The sequence below is a fragment of the Bifidobacterium phasiani genome, from assembly GCF_019331775.1.
GTDB classification, from domain to species: Bacteria; Actinomycetota; Actinomycetes; order Actinomycetales; family Bifidobacteriaceae; genus Bifidobacterium; species Bifidobacterium phasiani.
Genome location: NZ_JAHBBD010000002.1, coordinates 100,880 through 118,313, shown reverse-complemented (window position 1 = coordinate 118,313; position 17,434 = coordinate 100,880). Strand labels below are relative to the sequence as shown.

Sequence of the window (17,434 nt, the reverse complement as noted above, 5' to 3'; positions counted from 1 at the left end):
ATACACATTGTGCGTTGTGAAAAGTCGGGATTCGCGCCCGAAATGGCCGATTTCGGCGCTTGCCGACGTACACATTGTGCGTTGGGCGGGGTGGCGGCCGATCGAGGCGGGGACGTTCTCGGGGTCCTGGCGACCTGTGCCCCGGTCCGGCCCCGCCCCCGACCCGCCGGTCGCCGCGCTATAACGTTATATACACATTGTGCATGATACGCAACAGCGCCCGCCACGCCCGGGCAACCCCGTCCCACAACCCCCGAAATCCCAGTGTTTCCAAAGGGTTCGGCCCATCTTCACAATTCGATTCGCCAATTATGCGGTCGCCGTATAGACTAGCCATCTGTGCATGGGGGCGGCGTCGGAATCACGGCGGCATATCCCATCTCAGAAACTCGCGTGCGGGGAAGGTCCCCGGCGATGGAGGATTGTGAAATGGTCGAGTCACGCAAGCGTGGATCGTCTAAGAACGGAAAGCAGTCCGGCAGGAAGGGCGGAACGGGTCCGGCCGGCACCGGGGGCGGCAAGCCCGATCCGGCCCTGCTGAGGGCGGATTCATTCACGAACGCGCCGAAGGTGTCACGCAAGAAGCTGACCAAGGAAGAGCGCGAAACACTCATCAAGCAGCAGGAGGCCGAACGCAAGGAGGCCGAGAAGCTCGACAAGGTGGCCGATAAGGGCCCCATCGGGCGCTGGTGGTACAGGCTGCAGTCGAGCCCGGACAAGGTCAGCCTGGGCATGGCCATCGTCGCCCTCGGCGTGGTCTACGGCGACATCGGCACCTCGCCCCTGTACACCGCGCAGACCTTCGTCTCCGGCCAGGGCGGCCTGGCCAACACCGGGCGCGACGCGGTGCTGGGCATGCTCTCGCTGGTCTTCTGGTCGATCACGCTGATCACCACCGTGAAGTACGTGCTCATCGCGATGCGCATCGACAACAACGGCGAGGGCGGCATCTTCGCGCTGTACTCGCTGATCCGCAAGCACGGCGCGTGGCTGGCGATCCCGGCGATGCTCGGCGGCGCGGCGTTCCTGGCGGACTCCGTGCTGACCCCCGCGGTGTCGATATCGTCCGCGGTCGAGGGCCTGCGGACCCTGCCGGCCCTGGAGCGGCTGTTCTCCGACAACGGGAACCTGACGCTGATGATCACCGCGGTGATCATCGTGGTCCTGTTCGCCGTGCAGTCGCGCGGCACCGAGTCCATCGGCAAGGTGTTCGGCTCGGTGGTGATGGTCTGGTTCGCCTTCCTCGCGGTGGTCGGCGTCGTCGCCATCGGCGGGGACTGGTCGGTGCTCGCCGCGCTCAACCCGGTGTACGGCGTCAGGTTCCTGTTCAGCCCCGGGAACGAGGCCGGCCTGGCGCTGATGGGCACGGTGTTCCTGTCGACCACCGGCGCCGAGGCGCTGTACTCCGACATGGGCCACGTGGGCCGCGGCAACATCTACTTCACCTGGCCGTTCATCAAGGTCGCGCTGGTGCTCAACTACTTCGGGCAGGGCGCGTGGATGCTGCGCAACCAGGACAACCCGGCGTTCGCCGACGCGGAGTCGGTCAACCCGTTCTTCCAGATGATGAACCCGAACGTGCGCTACGTCGCCGTCGTGCTGTCGGTGACCGCCGGCGTGATCGCCTCGCAGGCCCTGATCACCGGCGCGTTCACGATGGTCTCCGAGGCGACGCGCCTGAACTGGATGCCGCATCTGCAGGTGCGCTACCCGGCGCGCACGCGCGGCCAGCTGTACATCCCGGTCATCAACGTCGTGCTGTGCGTGGCCACGCTCGCGGTGCTGGCGCTGTTCCGCGATTCGGAGCACATCTCCGCGGCGTACGGCCTGGCGTTGACCATCACGATGATCACCACGACGATCCTGCTGGGCGTGTACATCTGGTACCAGCGCAAGCGCGTGGCCGCCGTCGTGTTCACGGTGGTGTTCCTCGCCATCCAGGTGCTGTTCTTCGCCGCGTCGATGGCGAAGTTCCTGCACGGCGGCTGGTTCACGCTGCTGCTCACGCTGGCGATCCTCATGGTGATGTACACATGGAACGAGGGCACGAAGCTCGAGCGCGCGCAGCGCCGCCACATGATGCCGAAGGACTTCATGCCGGCGCTCGACAAGTTGCACGACGACAAGCGCATCGGCTACTTCGCCGACAACATCGTCTACCTGACGTCGGATTCGGACCTCAAGCGCCTCGACACCGACATCTTCTTCTCGATCTTCGCCGACCACCCCAAGCGCGCCCGCGCCTGGTGGGCGGTGTCGGTGCAGACGACCGACGAGCCGTTCACCCGCGAGTACACGGTCGAGAACTTCGGCACCGACTACCTGTTCCGCGTGCGCATGCGGCTGGGCTTCAAGGTCTCGCAGTCGATCCCGGCCTACCTGCACCAGATCATGCACGATCTGGAGCGCACCGGCGAGCTGCCGAACCAGACGTCGATCTACCCGAAGGTCGACGCCGATCCGGGCATCGGCACGATCCGCTACGTGGTGATCCACAAGGCGCTGATGCCGGAGTCCAACGTCTCCGGCCGCGGCGCGCTGTCGCTGCAGATCAAGTACGCGATCCGCCGCGTGGCCGGCTCCCCGGTCAAGTGGTTCGGCCTGGCCCCGTACAACCCGGTGGTCGAGGTCCAGCCGCTGTTCGTCTCGACGCGCCGTCCGCCGCGCCTGACCCGCGTGGGGCAGTCGTCGAAGGCGACCGCCAAGGCGAAGCAGCTCGACCGGGCCGCCGACAGGCCGGCGGAGAAGGCGGCCGAGAAACCTGCCGAGAAGGTGACCGACAAGCCGATCGAGAAGACTGACGACAAGGCGGCTGACAAGGCTGCCGAGAAACCGACCGGTGGTTCGCCCGGCAAGCCGGTTGACCGGTCGTCCGATAACCCGGCCGCCAAGTCCGGCGACAAACCGACCGAGAGACCTGCCGGCAAGCCGACCGCGGAATAGCCCGGCCACAGCTTGGCTGTGTAGTCCGGCCGGTCGCGGACGCGACCCCGGCCGGCCCGCCGCGCGCCGTACCGCATAAGAACAAGGCGCCCGCCGTACCGTCGTCCAACGACGGCGCGGCGGGCGCCTTGGCGTAGGTACTGCGGGCGCGACACGCCGTCGCCGTCTCCGGACGCGTTGCCCTACCATAAGTACAAGGTTGTACTAACGATGACGCCACACGGAAAGGACACCGTCACCATGACACAGCAGCACAACGCCGCCCGCCTCGTCGTCGACGACGACTTCGAGGTCGCACCGGTCGACGACCGCCTGTTCGGCTCCTTCGTCGAGCACCTCGGCCGGTGCGTCTACACCGGCATCTACGAACCCGGCCATCCCACCGCCGACGAGCACGGCTTCCGCGGCGACGTCATCGACCTGGTCAAGGAGCTCGGCGCGACCACCATCCGCTACCCGGGCGGCAACTTCGTCTCCGGCTACCGCTGGGAGGACGGCGTCGGCCCGAAGCGGGACCGCCCCCGCCGCCTCGACCTGGCGTGGCACTCCACCGAGACCAACGAGTTCGGCCTGCACGAGATGGCGCAGTGGCTTGAGGCCACCGGCGGCAACGAGCTGATGGAGGCCGTCAACCTCGGCACCCGCGGCCTGGAGGAGGCCCTCGACCTGCTGGAGTACGCGAACGTGCCCGGCGGCACCGCGATGTCCGAGCGCCGCCGCGCCAACGGCGCCGACAGGCCCTTCGACATCCGCATGTGGTGCCTGGGCAACGAGATGGACGGCCCGTGGCAGCTCGGCCACAAGTCCGCGGAGGACTACGGCACGCTGGCCGCCTCCGTGGCCGCCGGCATGCGCCAGATCGACCCGGGCGTCGAGCTGGTGGTCTGCGGCTCCTCCGCGCACGGCATGCCGACCTTCGGCGCCTGGGAGCGCACCGTGCTCGAGAAGACCTACGAGAACGTGGACTTCATCTCCTGCCACGCCTACTACCAGCCGTTCCTCAACGCGGACGGCACCCGCGACATGGCCAGCTTCCTGGCCTCCGGCGTGGACATGGACGGGTTCATCACGGACGTGGCCGCCGTCATCGACGCCGTCAAGGCCCAGCTGAAGAGCACGCACGACGTCTACATCTCCTTCGACGAGTGGAACGTGTGGTACCAGGGCGAGGAGCCGAGCAAGGTGCCGGAGGGCATCGGCAACTGGCCGGTCGCCCCGCGCCTGCTCGAGGACGTGTACACCGCCGCCGACGCGGTCGTGTTCGGCGACCTGATGATCACGCTGCTCAAGAACGCCGACCGCGTGCACGCGGCCAGCCTCGCGCAGCTGGTCAACGTCATCGCCCCGATCATGACCGAGCCGGGCGGCCCGGCGTGGCGCCAGACCACGTTCTATCCGTTCGCGACGACCGCGCGCCTGGCCAAGGGCGGCACGGTGCTCGAGCCGAAGCTCGCCGCCGGCTCGGTGGACACGCCGCGCTACGGCGAGGTCGACGGCGTCAACGCGGTCGCCGTGCGCCGCGCCGACGGCACGCTCGCGGTGTTCGCCGTCAACCGTTCGCTGGACGAGGCCGCGCAGTTCGAGGTCAGGCTGCCGGAGGGCCGCAGGGCCGGCGAGGTCGAGGCGATTACGCTGCACGACGACGACGTGTTCGCCGCGAACACGCTGGCCGACCAGAACCGCGTGACCCCGTACGCCAACGGGACCGCCGCCGTCGACGCCGAGGCCGGCACGGTCCGCGTCACGCTGCCGCCGGTGAGCTGGACCGCGCTGCACGTGCGCTGACGCCGCATCCGCGCCGTCCGGTCCGTCCCGCCGCCGTGGCGGGGCGGACCGGTTCGCGTGGCGGATTGTTATGCTGAAAGGGTCCCGCCGCCGCGCGCCGGCGGAGGGCGGCAGGCATTCATCGCAGGGGAGGCGGTCATGGCGAAGCGAGTGACCATCACCGACGTGGCCCGTGAGACGGGCGTGTCGATCAAAACGGTGTCCAACGTGCTCAACGGGACCGGCAGCATGCGTCCCGAGACCCGCGCGCGCGTCCAGGAGGCCATCGTCCGCCTCGGGTACCGGCTGAACGTGTCGGCCCGCGCCATGAAGACGGGCGGCACCAAGCTCATCGGTCTGGCGATCACCGACTTCGACCAGCCGTTCATGCCGTATCTGGCCAGCAGCGTCGTGAACGCGGCCCGCGCGCGCGGCTACGCGGTGATCACCGACACCTACAGCCACGCCGGCGGGCTCGACGCGATCCTGCCGGAGACGCGCCGCCTGGCCTCGGACGGGTGGATCTTCTTCGTGGACCAGCCGTTCGCCGCGGATCCGGAGGCGCTGCGCCAGCCGTATCCGCTGGTCGTGGTCGGCGACTACGACGTGCACGGCGCGACGGACTGGGTGACGATGCCGAACGTCGAGGCGGTCAAGGCGACGGTGGGCGGCCTGCTGGACGCCGGGTGCCGCCGCGTCGCGCTGATCGGCGGGACCGCGGACGTCGGCGTGATGCGTCGCCTCGCCGAACGGGCCGGGCTGGCGGGCGGCGCGAGCGGCTCGGGTGACGCCGCCGTGAATGGCTCCGCGGACGGCGCGGCAGGCAACGATGGCGCGGCCGGTACGGGCGCGGCCGGTACGGGCGCTGCCGGTGCCGCCGACAGTGCGGGCAGCGCGGGTGATGCGGCCGGTTCGCAGGGCGCCGGCACCGCCGCCGTGCCCGCGGAGACGACGAGCACGCTGCGCACGCGCGGCTACTGCGAGGCGTATGCGGAGCGCGGGATGCAGGTCGACTGGCGGCTGGTGCGCAACTCGGATTGGGTGCAGGCCGGCGGCCGCGACGCGGTCGCCCAGCTGCTGGACGACCCCGACGTGCCGCTGCCCGACGCGATCATGTGCCTGAACGACGCATTGGCGATCGGCGTGATCCACGAGCTGCAGCGCCGCGGACTGCATGTGCCGGAGGACGTGCAGGTGGTCGGGTTCGACAACGTGCCCGACGCCGAGTACTGCATGCCGGGGCTGACCACCATCGACCCGCATGTGGACGATTACGCGCGGCACGCGGTGGACATGCTGATCGAACGCATCGAGGGGCGCGACGACGCGGCCCGCGTCTACACCACGGCGTTCGACCTGGTCCGCCGCGGTTCCACACGGTAGGCCATCGCGCGGCGGCGCGGCTCGGCGGGAAGGTGGACGAATTCACGGCGGCATGCGCCGCACGCCCGCCTAGAATGGGCCGTATGAGCGGATACATCCCCACGCTGGAGCAGGTCGACGAGCTGCATCGCAAGATCGCGCCGTCGGAAGCGGCCTACGAGCTGATCCATACGCACTGCGTGATCGTCGCGACGATCGCGCGCCAGCTGGCGCACCGGCGGAACGCGCTGTTCATGCGCCGCTGCACGCTGCCCGCCGACGCACCCGAGCTGGGCGGCGCCGAACCGGGATGCGCCGCCGGCCCGGCGGATGCGGCGGATGCGGCGGAACCGGGCGGTGCCGCGGCCGCCTCGCCGCGGATCGACTGGACGGTGCCCCCGACCGACGGCGTCAGCGGCGGCACCGTGCCCCCGCGCCTGCTCGACGAGCATCTGGTGCTGATCGGCGGGCTGCTGCACGACATCGGCACCTACCGCGTGCTCAGGAAGAAGCACGACGGCCGCGACGGCAGCGACCTGAAGTTCAGCAAGAAGCGCTACATCCGGCATGGCCTGCTCGGCTACGAGTACCTGCTCGACGAGGGGGTGGACGAATCCATCGCGCAGTTCGCCCGCAACCACACCGGCGTGGGGCTGACGCGCGACAGCGTCATCGCCCAGGGGCTGCCGCTGCCGCCCGACGACTACGTGCCGGTGAACCTGGAGCAGGAGACGGTCATGGTCGCCGACAAGTACCACAGCAAGTCGGTGCCGCCGAAGTTCGTCTCCGTCGACGCCTACACGGCGCGCGCCGCCCGCTTCGGCGAGGACAACAAACGGCGCTGGCTTGAGCTGGTGGAGACGTACGGCCGTCCCGACATCCCCGCGCTCGCCGAACGCTGGCACATGCGCATGATCTGACGCCGGGCCCGAACCGGCGGGCGACCGCGGCGGGAGGGATCGGGGCGACCGGAGCGCCTGCGGGCCGGCGCGGCGGTCACGACCGGAGAGACAACGATTACGACGGGAGGGCGGGGCCGTCAACGCGGCGGCCCCGCCCTCCCGTCATAGTCGTCGCTACGGTTCCACCACGCGGTCGGCGGCCTCGGCCACCGTCTCGTCGGAGGTCACGATGATGACGCAGCGCTGCGGGTCGCCGGTCGCCAGTTCGCGCAGCGTGGCGAGGATCGCGTCGCGTTCGGCGTCGTCGAGCCCGCCGGTCGGCTCGTCGGCCACGACGATCTGCGCCTCGCAGCAGATGGCGCGCGCGATGGCGACGCGACGCCGATCGGCCTGCGACAGCGCGCCGGCCTTGGCGTCGCAGCGCCCGGCGTCCAGCCCGGCCGCGGCGAGCAGCTCCCTGGCCAGCACCGGCTTGGGCTTGAGGAAGGTGCGGCCGGAGGCGTCCATTGCGTACACGACGTTCGCGACCGCGCTCAGGTCGGCGCGCACGCCGAAGCGCTGCGGCACCAGCCCGACGCGGTGGCCGTGCAGCTCGGAGGGCTCCAGCTGCATGTAGTTCGCGCTCTTGTTCATGACGCTGCCCTCGGTGGGGAGCAGGAACCCGCTCATCAGGCCGACGAGGACGGCGCGCAGTTCGTCGTCGTCGGCCGGCACGAGCACCGCGTACACGCCGCCCGCCTGGAACGCCAGGCTGAGGCGCTCGACGACGTTGCGGCCGGTTTTACGGTTGCGGTAGCCGACGGCGTCGAAGGCGAAGGTCGGGTTCGACTTCAGCAGGATCTCGTCGTCCTTGCCGATGCCCAGTTCGCGGTCGATGCGGGTGGAGACGGCCGTGGCGGTCGTGCGGCGGCCGGCCGCGTGCAGCGTGTGCTCGGCGGTGATGCGCGCGGCGTCGAACGCGTCGCCCGGTTCGGCGGCGTCCGTGGCGGCGTCGGCGCCCGCGGGGCGCGCGAGGTTCAGCGTCTCGTTGACGCGGGCCGCGTTGGCGTCCACCACGTCGGTGACGGCCTGCGGGGCGGCGGGCTCCTCGCCGTCGTGCGATGCCGGAGTCGTCGTTTCGTCCGCCTTATTCGTCTCGCCCGCTGCGGCGTCGTCGCTGGCGGTGGCTGTGTCGGTGGCGGTAGCGGTGATGGTCGTGTCGGTTGTGGCGGACTCGGTGGCGTCGGCGGACCGCTCATCGGTCTCGGCCGCGCTGTCCGCTTCGGGCGAGTCGCTCGACTGAGCGTCACCATGCCGGTCGGTGGCGTCGGCAACGGTGGTGTCGGACGATTCGTCGGCGTCACCGGCGTCGGCGGGCTGCGTCGGCACATCCGTCTCATCCGCCGCGGTGCCGTCCGGCGCGATCGCCTCGGCCCCGGTCTCGATGACCTCGATCACGTCGGCCTCGGCCTCCGCATCGTCCGCATCGATGAGCAGGTCGTCATCCACGATGACGGCATCGTCGATTAATAGGGCGTCGTCATCGTCATCGTCATCGGACGGCTGGTCGATGTCGTCGTCGAACACGACGCCGAATTCGATCGATTCGGCGAACGTGTCCATCTCGGCGGCATCCTCCGTGGCGTTGTCATCGTTGGAGGCATCGTCAGCGTCGGTGGCATCGGCGACGTCGGCCGCGGCGGCATTCGCATCGGTGTTGTCGGTCGCGGCACCGTTCGTGTCGTCCGTGTCGTCGGCGATCGGGTCGCCTGCGACACCGCTATCCGCGTCATTCGCGGCGGCGCCATCGGCAGTGCCGTTACCCACTGCGTCGTCATCCGCAGCGTCGCCATCGGCGGCGGTCTCGGACCCGGTCTGTGCACTGGCGGCCTCGTCCGGAGTGGCCGACTGTTCCGTCTCGGCGTCTGCGGTCGCTGCCATCGTCTCGTCGGTTTCGGTCATGTTGGTGGTCTCGTCGTTCATCGCAATGTCCTCGGGGTCCATGTCATCCGTGGTCGGCTTGGTCGCGTCGCTCATTTCGACTCCTCCTCGGAACGTGCCGTTGACGGGTCGTCGTTGTCGGCCGTGCCGTCCGCGTCCGTGCCATCGTCGTCGGCGTCGTCGGCAACGTCGGCATCATCCTTGATCGCGCCGTCCGCCCCGGCCGCAACCGCGGCGTCATCCGCGGTCTTCTCCGCAACATCGTCCGTCGCCGCCGCGCCCGCATGCCCGGCCGGAGCGGCGTCGTCGCGCCTGCCGAACAGCGAGGCCATCGGGAAGAACGCGACGCGCAGCATCGCCACGACCGCCAGCACGATGGCCGCGCCGACGCCGTACCAGATCACATGCCAGACCGAGTCGGCCAGGACCGCGGTCTCGTGGCCGCCGGCCAGCGCCGCGCCGAGCGGACCGGAGGCGAACCCGCCGGCCAGCGCGCCGACGACGAACGCCGGCAGCAGCGGCATCCACGTCTCCAGCATGAACTGCCAGCCGAGGCGCGCCTTGGACACGCCGACGACCAGGGCCGAGCCGATCTCGTCGCGCCGCCGGCACGCGCCGGAGACGACGATCGCCAGCAGGATGACCGCGCCGCCGATCCACAGCGCCGGCAACGCGACGCGCATCGTCGCGGCCAGGTCGCCGAGCGGCGCGATGGAGGCCTCGTACGCCTCCAGCGACGGCGAGGCGACCTCGTAGTCGTCGGGCAGGCCGGCGTCCTTCACGGCTTTGGCGAAGGTCTCGTAGTCGGCGGGGCTGGTCATCGTGAACATGATGTTGAGGTCGGGGGTCGACCAGCCGGTGCCCGAGTCGGTGTCGAGGCCGAGCTCGACCGCGAACGTGTAGTAGCTGATGTAGATCGCGTTGTCGCGGTTGTCCTTGCTGAGCGCCGCGTCGTCGCCCTGGCCCTCGGGGGCGTCCCCGACGTACTCGTAGATGCCGCGCACGGTCAGCTCGTAGGTGGTGGAGGCGTCGGACGGGTCGCCGACCGTGATGGTGTCGCCGACCTCCAGGCCGTTCTCGTCCGCGAGCTCGCGGGAGATCAGCGCGCCCCTCGGCGCGTTGCCGGAGTAGCTCAGGTGCTTGCCCTCGACGACCTTGTATCGGCCGGTGTCGTTGGCGCGGGCCGCGGTCAGCGTGTAGAAGGCCTTGAGCGTCAGCTCGCCGCCGGTGTCGTCGGCGTTCTCGTCGCCGTCGCCGGTCTGGATCGCCTGGATCGAGTCGCTCTGGCGCACGGGCAGCGACTCGGTCACCGTGTATTCGAACTGGAGGCCCTCGGCCTGGGCGGCGGTGGCGTATGTGGTGTAGTCGCTCCACGTCAGCAGGTTGTCGTCGGCCCAGCCGGGGTCGGCGCCGTCGCGGTCGGCGAAGCCCTGTTCGGTCAGGCGCATGACGGCCTGCGGCTGCTGCGCGTCGTAGGCGGTGCCGTTCGCGGTGTCGTTCTCGGCGAGCACGGCGAGCCCGAACATCGAACCGAACGAGACGAGCAGGGTGACGACGACGGCGAGCAGCGTGCGCCATTTCCGGCGGACGACTGCGGCCCATGCGTTCTTGAGAACGAACATGTGGTGCTTCTCCAGTTCTCTCGCGTCGGCGTTCCTCCCGCGGAATCGCGCCGGACGCTGTCGTACGTTGGCCGGGATGCCGTGCGAGACGGCTGCGAGGTGCTCGCGTGAGGGCATCCCGTACCCAACACTATGGTCAGGCTACGTGTATGTTATCTTGCGCGTTTCTGTTATACCTCTTGGGGAAGTCTGAAAGCTGGCTGGGAACGAGTGGCGGCGTATGGGGGATCGGGTGGTGTGGAATGCGGTGGACACCGCGCCGCCGGTCCACATATCCACATTTTTCCGCAGGCCGGTGGCGCGTGCGGTGCGCCTCTGCCACAGTGGCTCCGTACGCCGCCGGACGCATCGGACGGTCCGGTGCCCGGGCGGCGCGCAAGGAGTTGGGTATGACTGCGTTGGATTTCGATACGACGGGGTTCCTGCAGGCGGTGGACGCGCTCGGACGTCGGCTCGACCGGGCCGTGGAGGGCGGGGATCCGGCGGCATGCGCCCGGACCGGCCCGGCATGGCGCGCGCGGTCCGCGGACCGCCTCGACGAGGGGTGCGAGCTGTACGAGGCGGCCGTCGAGGTCTTCGGCTTCACCGACTGGGCGACGGCCATCTGCGCCGCGCCCTATGCGGCGGCGCCCGATCTGGCGTGCGCGTGCCGCCGCTTCCTCGACGGCTCGGCCGCCGTGGTCACCCGGCACGGGATGTCGGTATGGCTGTACGACCTGCTGAACGACGCCGCCAAGGCCGTGGCGACCGGCGAGCCCTCGGCGCATATGCCGCGGTGCGTGGCGGGGGAGCGCGAGGTGCGTGGTTGCTCGGCGGGGAACGGTGCGGCATGCGGTTGTGAAGCGCGGGACGGTGCGGCGTGCGGCTGCGAGGCGGGGAGTGGTACGGCATGCGGCTGCGAGACGAGGAATGGCGCGGCGTGCGGCTGTGAGATGAGGGACGGCGCGGCGTGCGGCTGTGCCGCCGGCATGGAGGGGCCGGACGGCGGCGCGTGCCGCGGCGAACCCGCCGGCGAGGGGGACGGCGCCGGCCTGCTGGACCATGCGATGCAGATGCACCGGCTGGCGGCCTACTGCGCGCTGCGGTGGGGCGGGCGCGAACCGCGCAGCCTCGCCATCGCGCAGCTGCTGCTCGACAACCCGGGACTGGGCATGTGCATGCTGCGGGAGGATGACGAGGTGCGCGCGATGGGCGCGATGCCCGACCTGCGCTACCGGCGTGCGGTCGACTACCTCAAGGAACTGCGTGCGCAGGCGGATCTGGAGTACGCCAAGGCGCTCGCCGGCGCGGGCGGCCCTCGCCCGACGTTCGGCCGCATGCCCGGGTTCGGCGCGGTGGACGCGCGGTACCTCTACGACGCCCGCCGCGTGGTGTCGGCGTATCGGGCGCTGTGGGACGAGCCGACGGCGTCCGGCGGCGAGGTGCTGGAGCGGGTGGAACGCGTCGGCGTCCGGCCGGTCGTGCCGTTGTGGCGCAACGCCGCGTATCTGGACGATCTGGCGAGATCGCTGATGGGGGCGTCGTTCGCCGCCGACCTGGTGGTCGGGTTCGCGGAGCGCGATGAGGAACGGTTCCGCGAGGGCGCCGACCAGCTGGATGAATTCGCCGATTTCGTCGAAACGGTCGGGTTCGTCGCGTTGCCCGGCGTGGTGCTGGGCACCTATGCGCTGGACGTCGAGGAGGCGTCGGCGCGGTCCGAGCGCGAATGGAACCGGGAGCGACGGGTGCTGGCCAGCGTCGGAGGCAGCATGGCGTCGGTAGCGCTGGCCCGCATGCCGGATGAGGATGTGGCTCGCAAGGCCGCCACGGCGATGATCGCCTGCGACACCGCACGGTACATGGCCCTGGTGATGGACCTGCTCGACGGCGCCCCCGCGGAGGCCGGCTAGATGGGCGGGCGGCCGTGGCGGCTGTGGCGTTTGCGGTGTGCGCGACGGTTATGGCGCGCGGGGCGGCCGCAGTCGGGTGCTTCCTGCAGACGCGATGTGATGAAGGACCCGCGGCGGCCGCAGTCGGGCGCTTCCCGGTGCCCGTGCCGGTTGTTTGCGGCGTTCGCCTGCCGGCTGTCCGTCGGGGCGCGGGCGCTACTGCCTACACTGGTGGTATGGGTGATTCCGCCGTCAGGTCGTACCGCCGGCTGTCCGAATGGGCCGACCGGCGTGTGCCGGTATTGCGCAGGATCACGCATCGGTGGACCGCATTGTTCGCGGTGGTCGGCTGCGTCGCCAACGCCGTGGCTTGGATGTGCGGGAGTCCGGCCTCCGCCGGTGCGGGTCCCGTGCCGTTCGCGCTGCTCGCCCAGTGCGCCGTGCTGTGCATGGCGGTGTCTCCGCCGGTCGGCGGCTTCCTGACCGCGCTCGTATGGTGCGTGCACGTGCTGGTGCCGTCCGGGTTCGTGCTGCCGCCAAGCTATGTGTGCTGCGTGTGCCTGGCCGTGGGCGCCCTCGAATACGTCATGACGCCCGCCGGTTTCGCGGTCGCGGTGGTGGTCGGGCTTGTCACGGCGGCCGGCGATGCGTCCGCGGGTGCTTTTGCATCATGGACGGGGTGGGAGCCGCTGGGACTGGCGTCGCTGACGATCCCGCTGTTCGTATGTATCGCGGCGTGCGGGAGACTGCTGGCGTACCGCGGACGGATCGACGGCCTGGAGGCGGAATTGTCGCGTCGTCGGGCGGACGAGCGTACGGCGTATCGGTTGCACGACGCGATCGCGAACGAATTGTCGGATGCGACGCTGCTGCTGCGCGAATCGTTGGCGGCGACCGGCGCATCCGACCATGAGATTCTGTGTCGGCAGGCTTTGGGCCACATGGAGACCGCGGGCGTGCGCATGCGCGAGGTCATCCTTGCCCTGGAGCATGCGGGCGCGGTTCGCGACCCGGCCGGCGGCGGGACCGTGCGCCGTGAGGAACTGCGGGGCCGGTTGCACGGCATCGCGGACCGGCAGCGTCGGACGTTGTCGGCATGCGGGTTCGACGGTGTGATCCTGATGCCCTCCGACCTGAGCCGGGCATGGTACCCGGCGGTGACGGCCGACCTGCTGTGCGGGCTGGTGGGCGAGTGCGGGGCGAACATCCGCAGGCATGCGAGCCGGCGGCATCGGTACGTGATGACCGTGGAAGCGCATGAGCACGGCTTCGTGCTTGAGCTGCGGGATTACGTCCGCGAGGGGGATGGACGGAACGGGGGCGGTCGGGATACGGCCGGCCAGAATGCGGCCGATTCGGTTGAAGCCGATCGGGACGCGGGCGCTGCCGGCATGGTTGGCCTGCCGCATACCGGGCTGCGTCGCTACCGGAGGATGCTTGAGCGCATCGGCGGATGGTGCGAGATTCGCTGCGACGGACCGCAGTGGTCGCTGAAGGCGACCATCCCATGCGTCACGCCCGAGCTGTAGCGTCCCGGGCTTCGTCGCTCGTAAGGTCTGTTTCGTCCATGGCGTCGCCCGCGGCACGGCGAACATGACTTTCGCCCTTCGCCGCCAGCACCGCGATGACCGCCAGCGCAACCAGGTCGATGATCAGGCCGACGGCGCCGACCATGATGCCGTCGCCCGGATACCCGGACAGCTCCAGCCCCCGCCAGCCCCAGGACAGCAGGTAGCCGGCGGCGGAGCACACGACGTAGCCGCGTGGGTATCGCCGTTCCATATATATGAACGCCACCACCCAGACGCCCAACGCCGCCCAAAGCACTCGCCACGTGGACGGGCCGAACGGCAGCGCCGCCTGGGCCTCGGGTGGCAGTGAGGCGGACCAATGCATGCCAATATCAAGGGCGAGCGCGATGGCCAGGTACGCCACCCATTCGGCGGTGCGGCGCACCACCGCAACGGCCGCGCCATGGTCCTTCCTCGCGTGCGTAATGGCCCCTGGGGTGCCGGCGTGCAGCGGTGATTCGGAAGGGTCCTCCCCGTCGCGCGCGATGGCACGCCGCATATGCGGGGTGTGTGAATCGTCATGCCGCATCGTCATCCCCTCCCGTCGTGTGTCTGGGTCGAGTTGCACTCGTCGTACGGCGCGTCCGTGGTTCCGTGCGGCCGTGGCGTTCGCGTCTCATCGTCGTCCCTCCCGCCGTGCGCCTGGTCCGAGTTCCATCCGGCGCGCCGCATCCGCGACCTTGCGTGGCTGCGGTACTTGGACCGCCGCGGCGGCCGTACGCCTCCACCCTAGGTCTGGGGTGCGGGCCGTGGCAACGCGGACTCCATGATTCATTGAGCCGCGCCCGCAAGCCGGCGGCCTACGATTGAAGCCATGGAACGGAATCGGGGCGATGGGGCGTTGCGCGTGGCGATCGTCGACAACGACGTCTGCGCGCTCGACATGATGGCCCTGCTGATCGGGCGGCTCGACCCGTCGATCACGGTGCCGTGGAAGGCGACGCGGGCCCAGGACGCCCTCGAGCATTGTCTGTTCGACGATCAGGCTCCCGATGTCGTCGTCCTCGACCTGGCACTGTGCGGCATATCCGGCGTGGACGTATGCCGCGAGATCCGCGTAAGAAACGCGACGACCGGAATCATCGGCGTATCGGCGTATCCGCTCGCCCCGTACCGGTCGGCGATGATCGAGGCCGGCACGCAGGCGCTGTTCGACAAGCGTCGGATCGGGACGCCGTTGTTCCGGGACGCCCTGCGATGTGCGGGGCGCGGCCTGCCCGCGCCGGAGTGCGACGGTTTCGACACCGCCCAGGCCGCCCATGAGCGGTTGCGCGACGGCGATGGAAGGCATGCCAGGCTGTCGCCGCGCGAGCTTGACGTGCTGCGGCTGTACTCCCAGGGGCTGGCGACCGACGAGGTCTGCACGCGGTTGGGCATCTCCGCCAACACCGCGCTGTCGCACGTCAACCACGCCGCGCACAAGCTGGGCGTGCGCCGCAGGACGGACGCCATCCGCGCCTGCCGGGATCTGCACCTGCTGGACTGATCTGCAGTGACTGGTGGCACGGCTCGCTTCGCGATGCGAGCGTGATCCGATGCACAGAGGACTTTGCGGCGCACCGGCATATGATGCGCCTGGATGAATGCGGAAGGCCCGCCGGCGCCGGCGGGCCTTCCGAAGAAGTACCCCCCGTGGGACTCGAACCCACAACCCACGACTTAAAAGGACGCTGCTCTAACCATTGAGCTAGAGGGGCAACAGCTGTTCATCATACAACGACACCATCGCATGTAGCAAGCCGCCGGCGTTTGTGTTCCATAATCCGTGGCACTGGCCGGCCGGTATCGATGCCGATGCCGGCCGATCGGCGGCGTTGTTCGATTCTGCGTTCGCCCGGCATGCGTCGATGCGCGCTTGGTGCTCGTTGCCTGCCACGGTCGGAGGTTATCCGCACTACGTGCAGCGGATTCGGGGCCTTGCAGACACCTATCTGCACTATGTGAGGCCGCCTGGCGGCGTCCCGACCGGTACGAACGGCGGTATTCCGCCGTCGATACCAGGCCTATGCCGCCACAGGCGCCTCACCTAACGCAGATCGATGTCTGCAAGGCCCCAAATCTACTACACCTAAGCCAATTACTTCAGTCGAACACCGCATCTGGTGCTCGCCGCAGCGCCGCATGGCGTCGGCGGATCCAATGACACGGAATCGAACCGGACCGATACGGGCGAAGCGGACCGACGTGATCGAATCCGTCCGAATCGCTGGACGAATCAGGCCGGCACGGCCGAACCCGCCCGACCTTGGGCGAAGCGAACCAATTGGCCGAATCCGCCCGAGGCCCGATCCTTCCGATCAGTTGAACCCGACGACCTTGTTCGCGACGCGATAGCCCACGCGGATGATGGCGCGACCGACCGATCCCGGCAGGTTCAGCGCCCGCGAGATGAGCTTGCGGCGCACGTCGTGGTAGATTGACGGCGAGGCGCGCCGGATGTCCTCCCACAGCGCGTCCTTGATCTTGTAGTTCTCGGGCTTCTTCGACAGGATCAGGAACACGCTGGTCACGGAGCTCTCGATGGCGAGGAAGTGGATCATGTAGCGGTACAGCCCGTCGGGCACCGTGCCGCGCTCCGGGGTGGCCGCCACCATGCGCTGGTTCACCAGGCGCAGCTGGTCCACGCGGCGGATCATCACGTCGGTCTGCACGCTCTGCCCGTCGCGCCCGATGAAGTAGTGGTAGAACGGCGTGTCCAGGTACATGATCGTCTTGACCCACGGGAACGGGTGGTACGAGTAGATGAAGTCGACGTAGAACGTGTGCTCGGGCAGCTGCATGCCGGATTCGCGCACCACCTCCGTGCGGAAGGTCAGCGCGTGCATGATCATGTACTGCGCCACGCCGAAGCGGCCCAGGTCGTCCCAGCTCAGCATCCGGCCGGGCTTCATCACGTGCCTGAAGTTCACCACGTGCTTGATGCGCTTGCCGACCTTGTCGTACACGTAGTCGGTCACCACCAGGTCGACGGGCGCGTCGCTCGCGGCCTGCGCGCGCAGCAGCTCCATCATGCGCTCCAGCGACTCGGGGCCGACCCAGTCGTCGGAGTCCACGACCTTGACGTACATGCCGCGCGCCTCGGCGATGCCGGTGTTCACGGCGCCGCCGTGCCCCTTGTTCTCCTGGTGGATGGCCCGCACGATGCCCGGCATGCGCTCGGCGAGCATGTCGGCGATCTGCGGGGTGTTGTCCGAGGAGCCGTCGTCCACGATCAGCACCTCGATGTCGTCGCGGCGCTTCGTCGCCACCAGCGAGTTGATGCACCTGTCGAGGTAGGTTTCCATGTTGTATGCCGGCACCACGAAGGTGAGCGTCTTGGGAGTTGTCTGCTCCATGTTTCCTGTTGTCATCCTCTGTCGCGGCCTGCTGGCCTGTTCTCTGTCTCTTTCGAAACCAACGTAGCACCTCGTGGGGAGACATGCGCGCGATGGGGGCCGTCGGCGACCCCGGAATCTGGCGCCCGCCCCCGGAATGTTCCCCTA

Annotated in this window: 12 protein-coding genes and 1 tRNA gene; 7 read left to right on the top strand and 6 right to left on the bottom strand. The window is 69.3% G+C overall.

Features of this window, described 5'->3' with window-relative positions; translation table 11 throughout:
* The first annotated feature begins 429 nt into the window (after positions 1-429).
* The 4 genes from KIH73_RS01670 (at position 430) to KIH73_RS01650 (ending at position 6,989) form a co-directional block, all read left to right on the top strand.
* Positions 430-2,943, top strand: a complete 2,514-nt coding sequence (locus tag KIH73_RS01670; protein WP_219079981.1) for a KUP/HAK/KT family potassium transporter — start codon at positions 430-432, stop codon at positions 2,941-2,943.
* Between the two features lie 240 nt (positions 2,944-3,183).
* Positions 3,184-4,728, top strand: a complete 1,545-nt coding sequence (gene arfA / locus KIH73_RS01665; protein ID WP_219079886.1) for an arabinosylfuranosidase ArfA — start codon at positions 3,184-3,186, stop codon at positions 4,726-4,728.
* 138 nt (positions 4,729-4,866) lie between these two features.
* Complete coding sequence (locus KIH73_RS10805; RefSeq protein WP_236022503.1) at positions 4,867-6,090, top strand: LacI family DNA-binding transcriptional regulator; 1,224 nt, start codon at positions 4,867-4,869, stop codon at positions 6,088-6,090.
* An 83-nt stretch (positions 6,091-6,173) separates the two neighbouring features.
* A complete protein-coding gene (locus KIH73_RS01650) occupies positions 6,174-6,989 on the top strand; it encodes an HD domain-containing protein (RefSeq protein ID WP_219079885.1) in 816 nt (271 codons plus the stop codon).
* A gap of 156 nt (positions 6,990-7,145) precedes the next feature.
* Here the strand turns inward: KIH73_RS01650 and KIH73_RS01645 are convergent, their stop codons facing one another.
* Positions 7,146-8,987, bottom strand: a complete 1,842-nt coding sequence (locus KIH73_RS01645) for an ATP-binding cassette domain-containing protein (protein ID WP_219079883.1) — start codon at positions 8,985-8,987, stop codon at positions 7,146-7,148.
* The gene (locus KIH73_RS01640) at positions 8,984-10,513 is read right to left on the bottom strand and encodes an ABC transporter permease (RefSeq protein WP_219079880.1); all 1,530 of its coding nucleotides are present in this window, start codon (positions 10,511-10,513) and stop codon (positions 8,984-8,986) included. Before KIH73_RS01640 ends, KIH73_RS01645 begins: the two co-directional genes overlap by 4 nt.
* A gap of 389 nt (positions 10,514-10,902) precedes the next feature.
* On the opposite strand from KIH73_RS01640, the gene KIH73_RS01635 reads away from it, so the two are divergent.
* Positions 10,903-12,402: a hypothetical protein gene (locus KIH73_RS01635; protein WP_219079878.1), complete on the top strand. Its 1,500-nt coding sequence runs from the start codon at positions 10,903-10,905 to the stop codon at positions 12,400-12,402.
* A gap of 14 nt (positions 12,403-12,416) precedes the next feature.
* Positions 12,417-13,910, top strand: a complete 1,494-nt coding sequence (locus KIH73_RS01630; protein ID WP_219079876.1) for a sensor histidine kinase — start codon at positions 12,417-12,419, stop codon at positions 13,908-13,910.
* Here the strand turns inward: KIH73_RS01630 and KIH73_RS01625 are convergent.
* Positions 13,894-14,487: a hypothetical protein gene (locus KIH73_RS01625; protein WP_219079874.1), complete on the bottom strand. Its 594-nt coding sequence runs from the start codon at positions 14,485-14,487 to the stop codon at positions 13,894-13,896. The two genes, KIH73_RS01630 and KIH73_RS01625, sit on opposite strands and share 17 nt — an antisense overlap.
* Positions 14,488-14,766: 279 nt before the next feature.
* Between KIH73_RS01625 and KIH73_RS01620 the strand changes: the two genes are divergently transcribed.
* Positions 14,767-15,438 carry a response regulator transcription factor gene (locus KIH73_RS01620; protein ID WP_219079872.1) on the top strand — a complete coding sequence of 224 codons (672 nt, stop codon included), beginning with the start codon at positions 14,767-14,769 and terminating at the stop codon, positions 15,436-15,438.
* 138 nt (positions 15,439-15,576) lie between these two features.
* Here KIH73_RS01620 and KIH73_RS01615 read toward each other — a convergent pair.
* The 3 genes from KIH73_RS01615 to KIH73_RS01605 all read right to left on the bottom strand — a co-directional run bounded on the left by KIH73_RS01615 (position 15,577) and on the right by KIH73_RS01605 (position 17,287).
* Positions 15,577-15,649: transfer RNA gene (locus KIH73_RS01615), tRNA-Lys, on the bottom strand.
* Positions 15,640-15,828 (bottom strand): hypothetical protein, encoded by a 189-nt coding sequence (locus KIH73_RS01610; RefSeq protein WP_219079870.1) that lies wholly within the window; start codon positions 15,826-15,828, stop codon positions 15,640-15,642. Before KIH73_RS01610 ends, KIH73_RS01615 begins: the two co-directional genes overlap by 10 nt.
* 421 nt (positions 15,829-16,249) lie before the next feature.
* Entirely contained in the window at positions 16,250-17,287 is a 1,038-nt protein-coding gene (locus KIH73_RS01605) for a glycosyltransferase family 2 protein (protein WP_219079868.1), read from the bottom strand.
* Positions 17,288-17,434: the final 147 nt, after the last annotated feature.

Excerpts from the sequence above, each read along its gene's own strand:
- KIH73_RS01645 (WP_219079883.1), bottom strand. The coding sequence starts at position 8,987 with ATGAGCGACGCGACCAAGCCGACCACGGATGACATGGACCCCGAGGAC.
- KIH73_RS01650 (WP_219079885.1), top strand. The coding sequence starts at position 6,174 with ATGAGCGGATACATCCCCACGCTGGAGCAGGTCGACGAGCTGCATCGC.
- KIH73_RS01670 (WP_219079981.1), top strand. The coding sequence starts at position 430 with ATGGTCGAGTCACGCAAGCGTGGATCGTCTAAGAACGGAAAGCAGTCC.
- KIH73_RS01620 (WP_219079872.1), top strand. The coding sequence starts at position 14,767 with ATGGAACGGAATCGGGGCGATGGGGCGTTGCGCGTGGCGATCGTCGAC.
- KIH73_RS01640 (WP_219079880.1), bottom strand. The coding sequence starts at position 10,513 with ATGTTCGTTCTCAAGAACGCATGGGCCGCAGTCGTCCGCCGGAAATGG.
- KIH73_RS01635 (WP_219079878.1), top strand. The coding sequence starts at position 10,903 with ATGACTGCGTTGGATTTCGATACGACGGGGTTCCTGCAGGCGGTGGAC.
- KIH73_RS01605 (WP_219079868.1), bottom strand. The coding sequence starts at position 17,287 with ATGGAGCAGACAACTCCCAAGACGCTCACCTTCGTGGTGCCGGCATAC.
- arfA (WP_219079886.1), top strand. The coding sequence starts at position 3,184 with ATGACACAGCAGCACAACGCCGCCCGCCTCGTCGTCGACGACGACTTC.
- KIH73_RS01625 (WP_219079874.1), bottom strand. The coding sequence starts at position 14,487 with ATGACGATGCGGCATGACGATTCACACACCCCGCATATGCGGCGTGCC.
- KIH73_RS10805 (WP_236022503.1), top strand. The coding sequence starts at position 4,867 with ATGGCGAAGCGAGTGACCATCACCGACGTGGCCCGTGAGACGGGCGTG.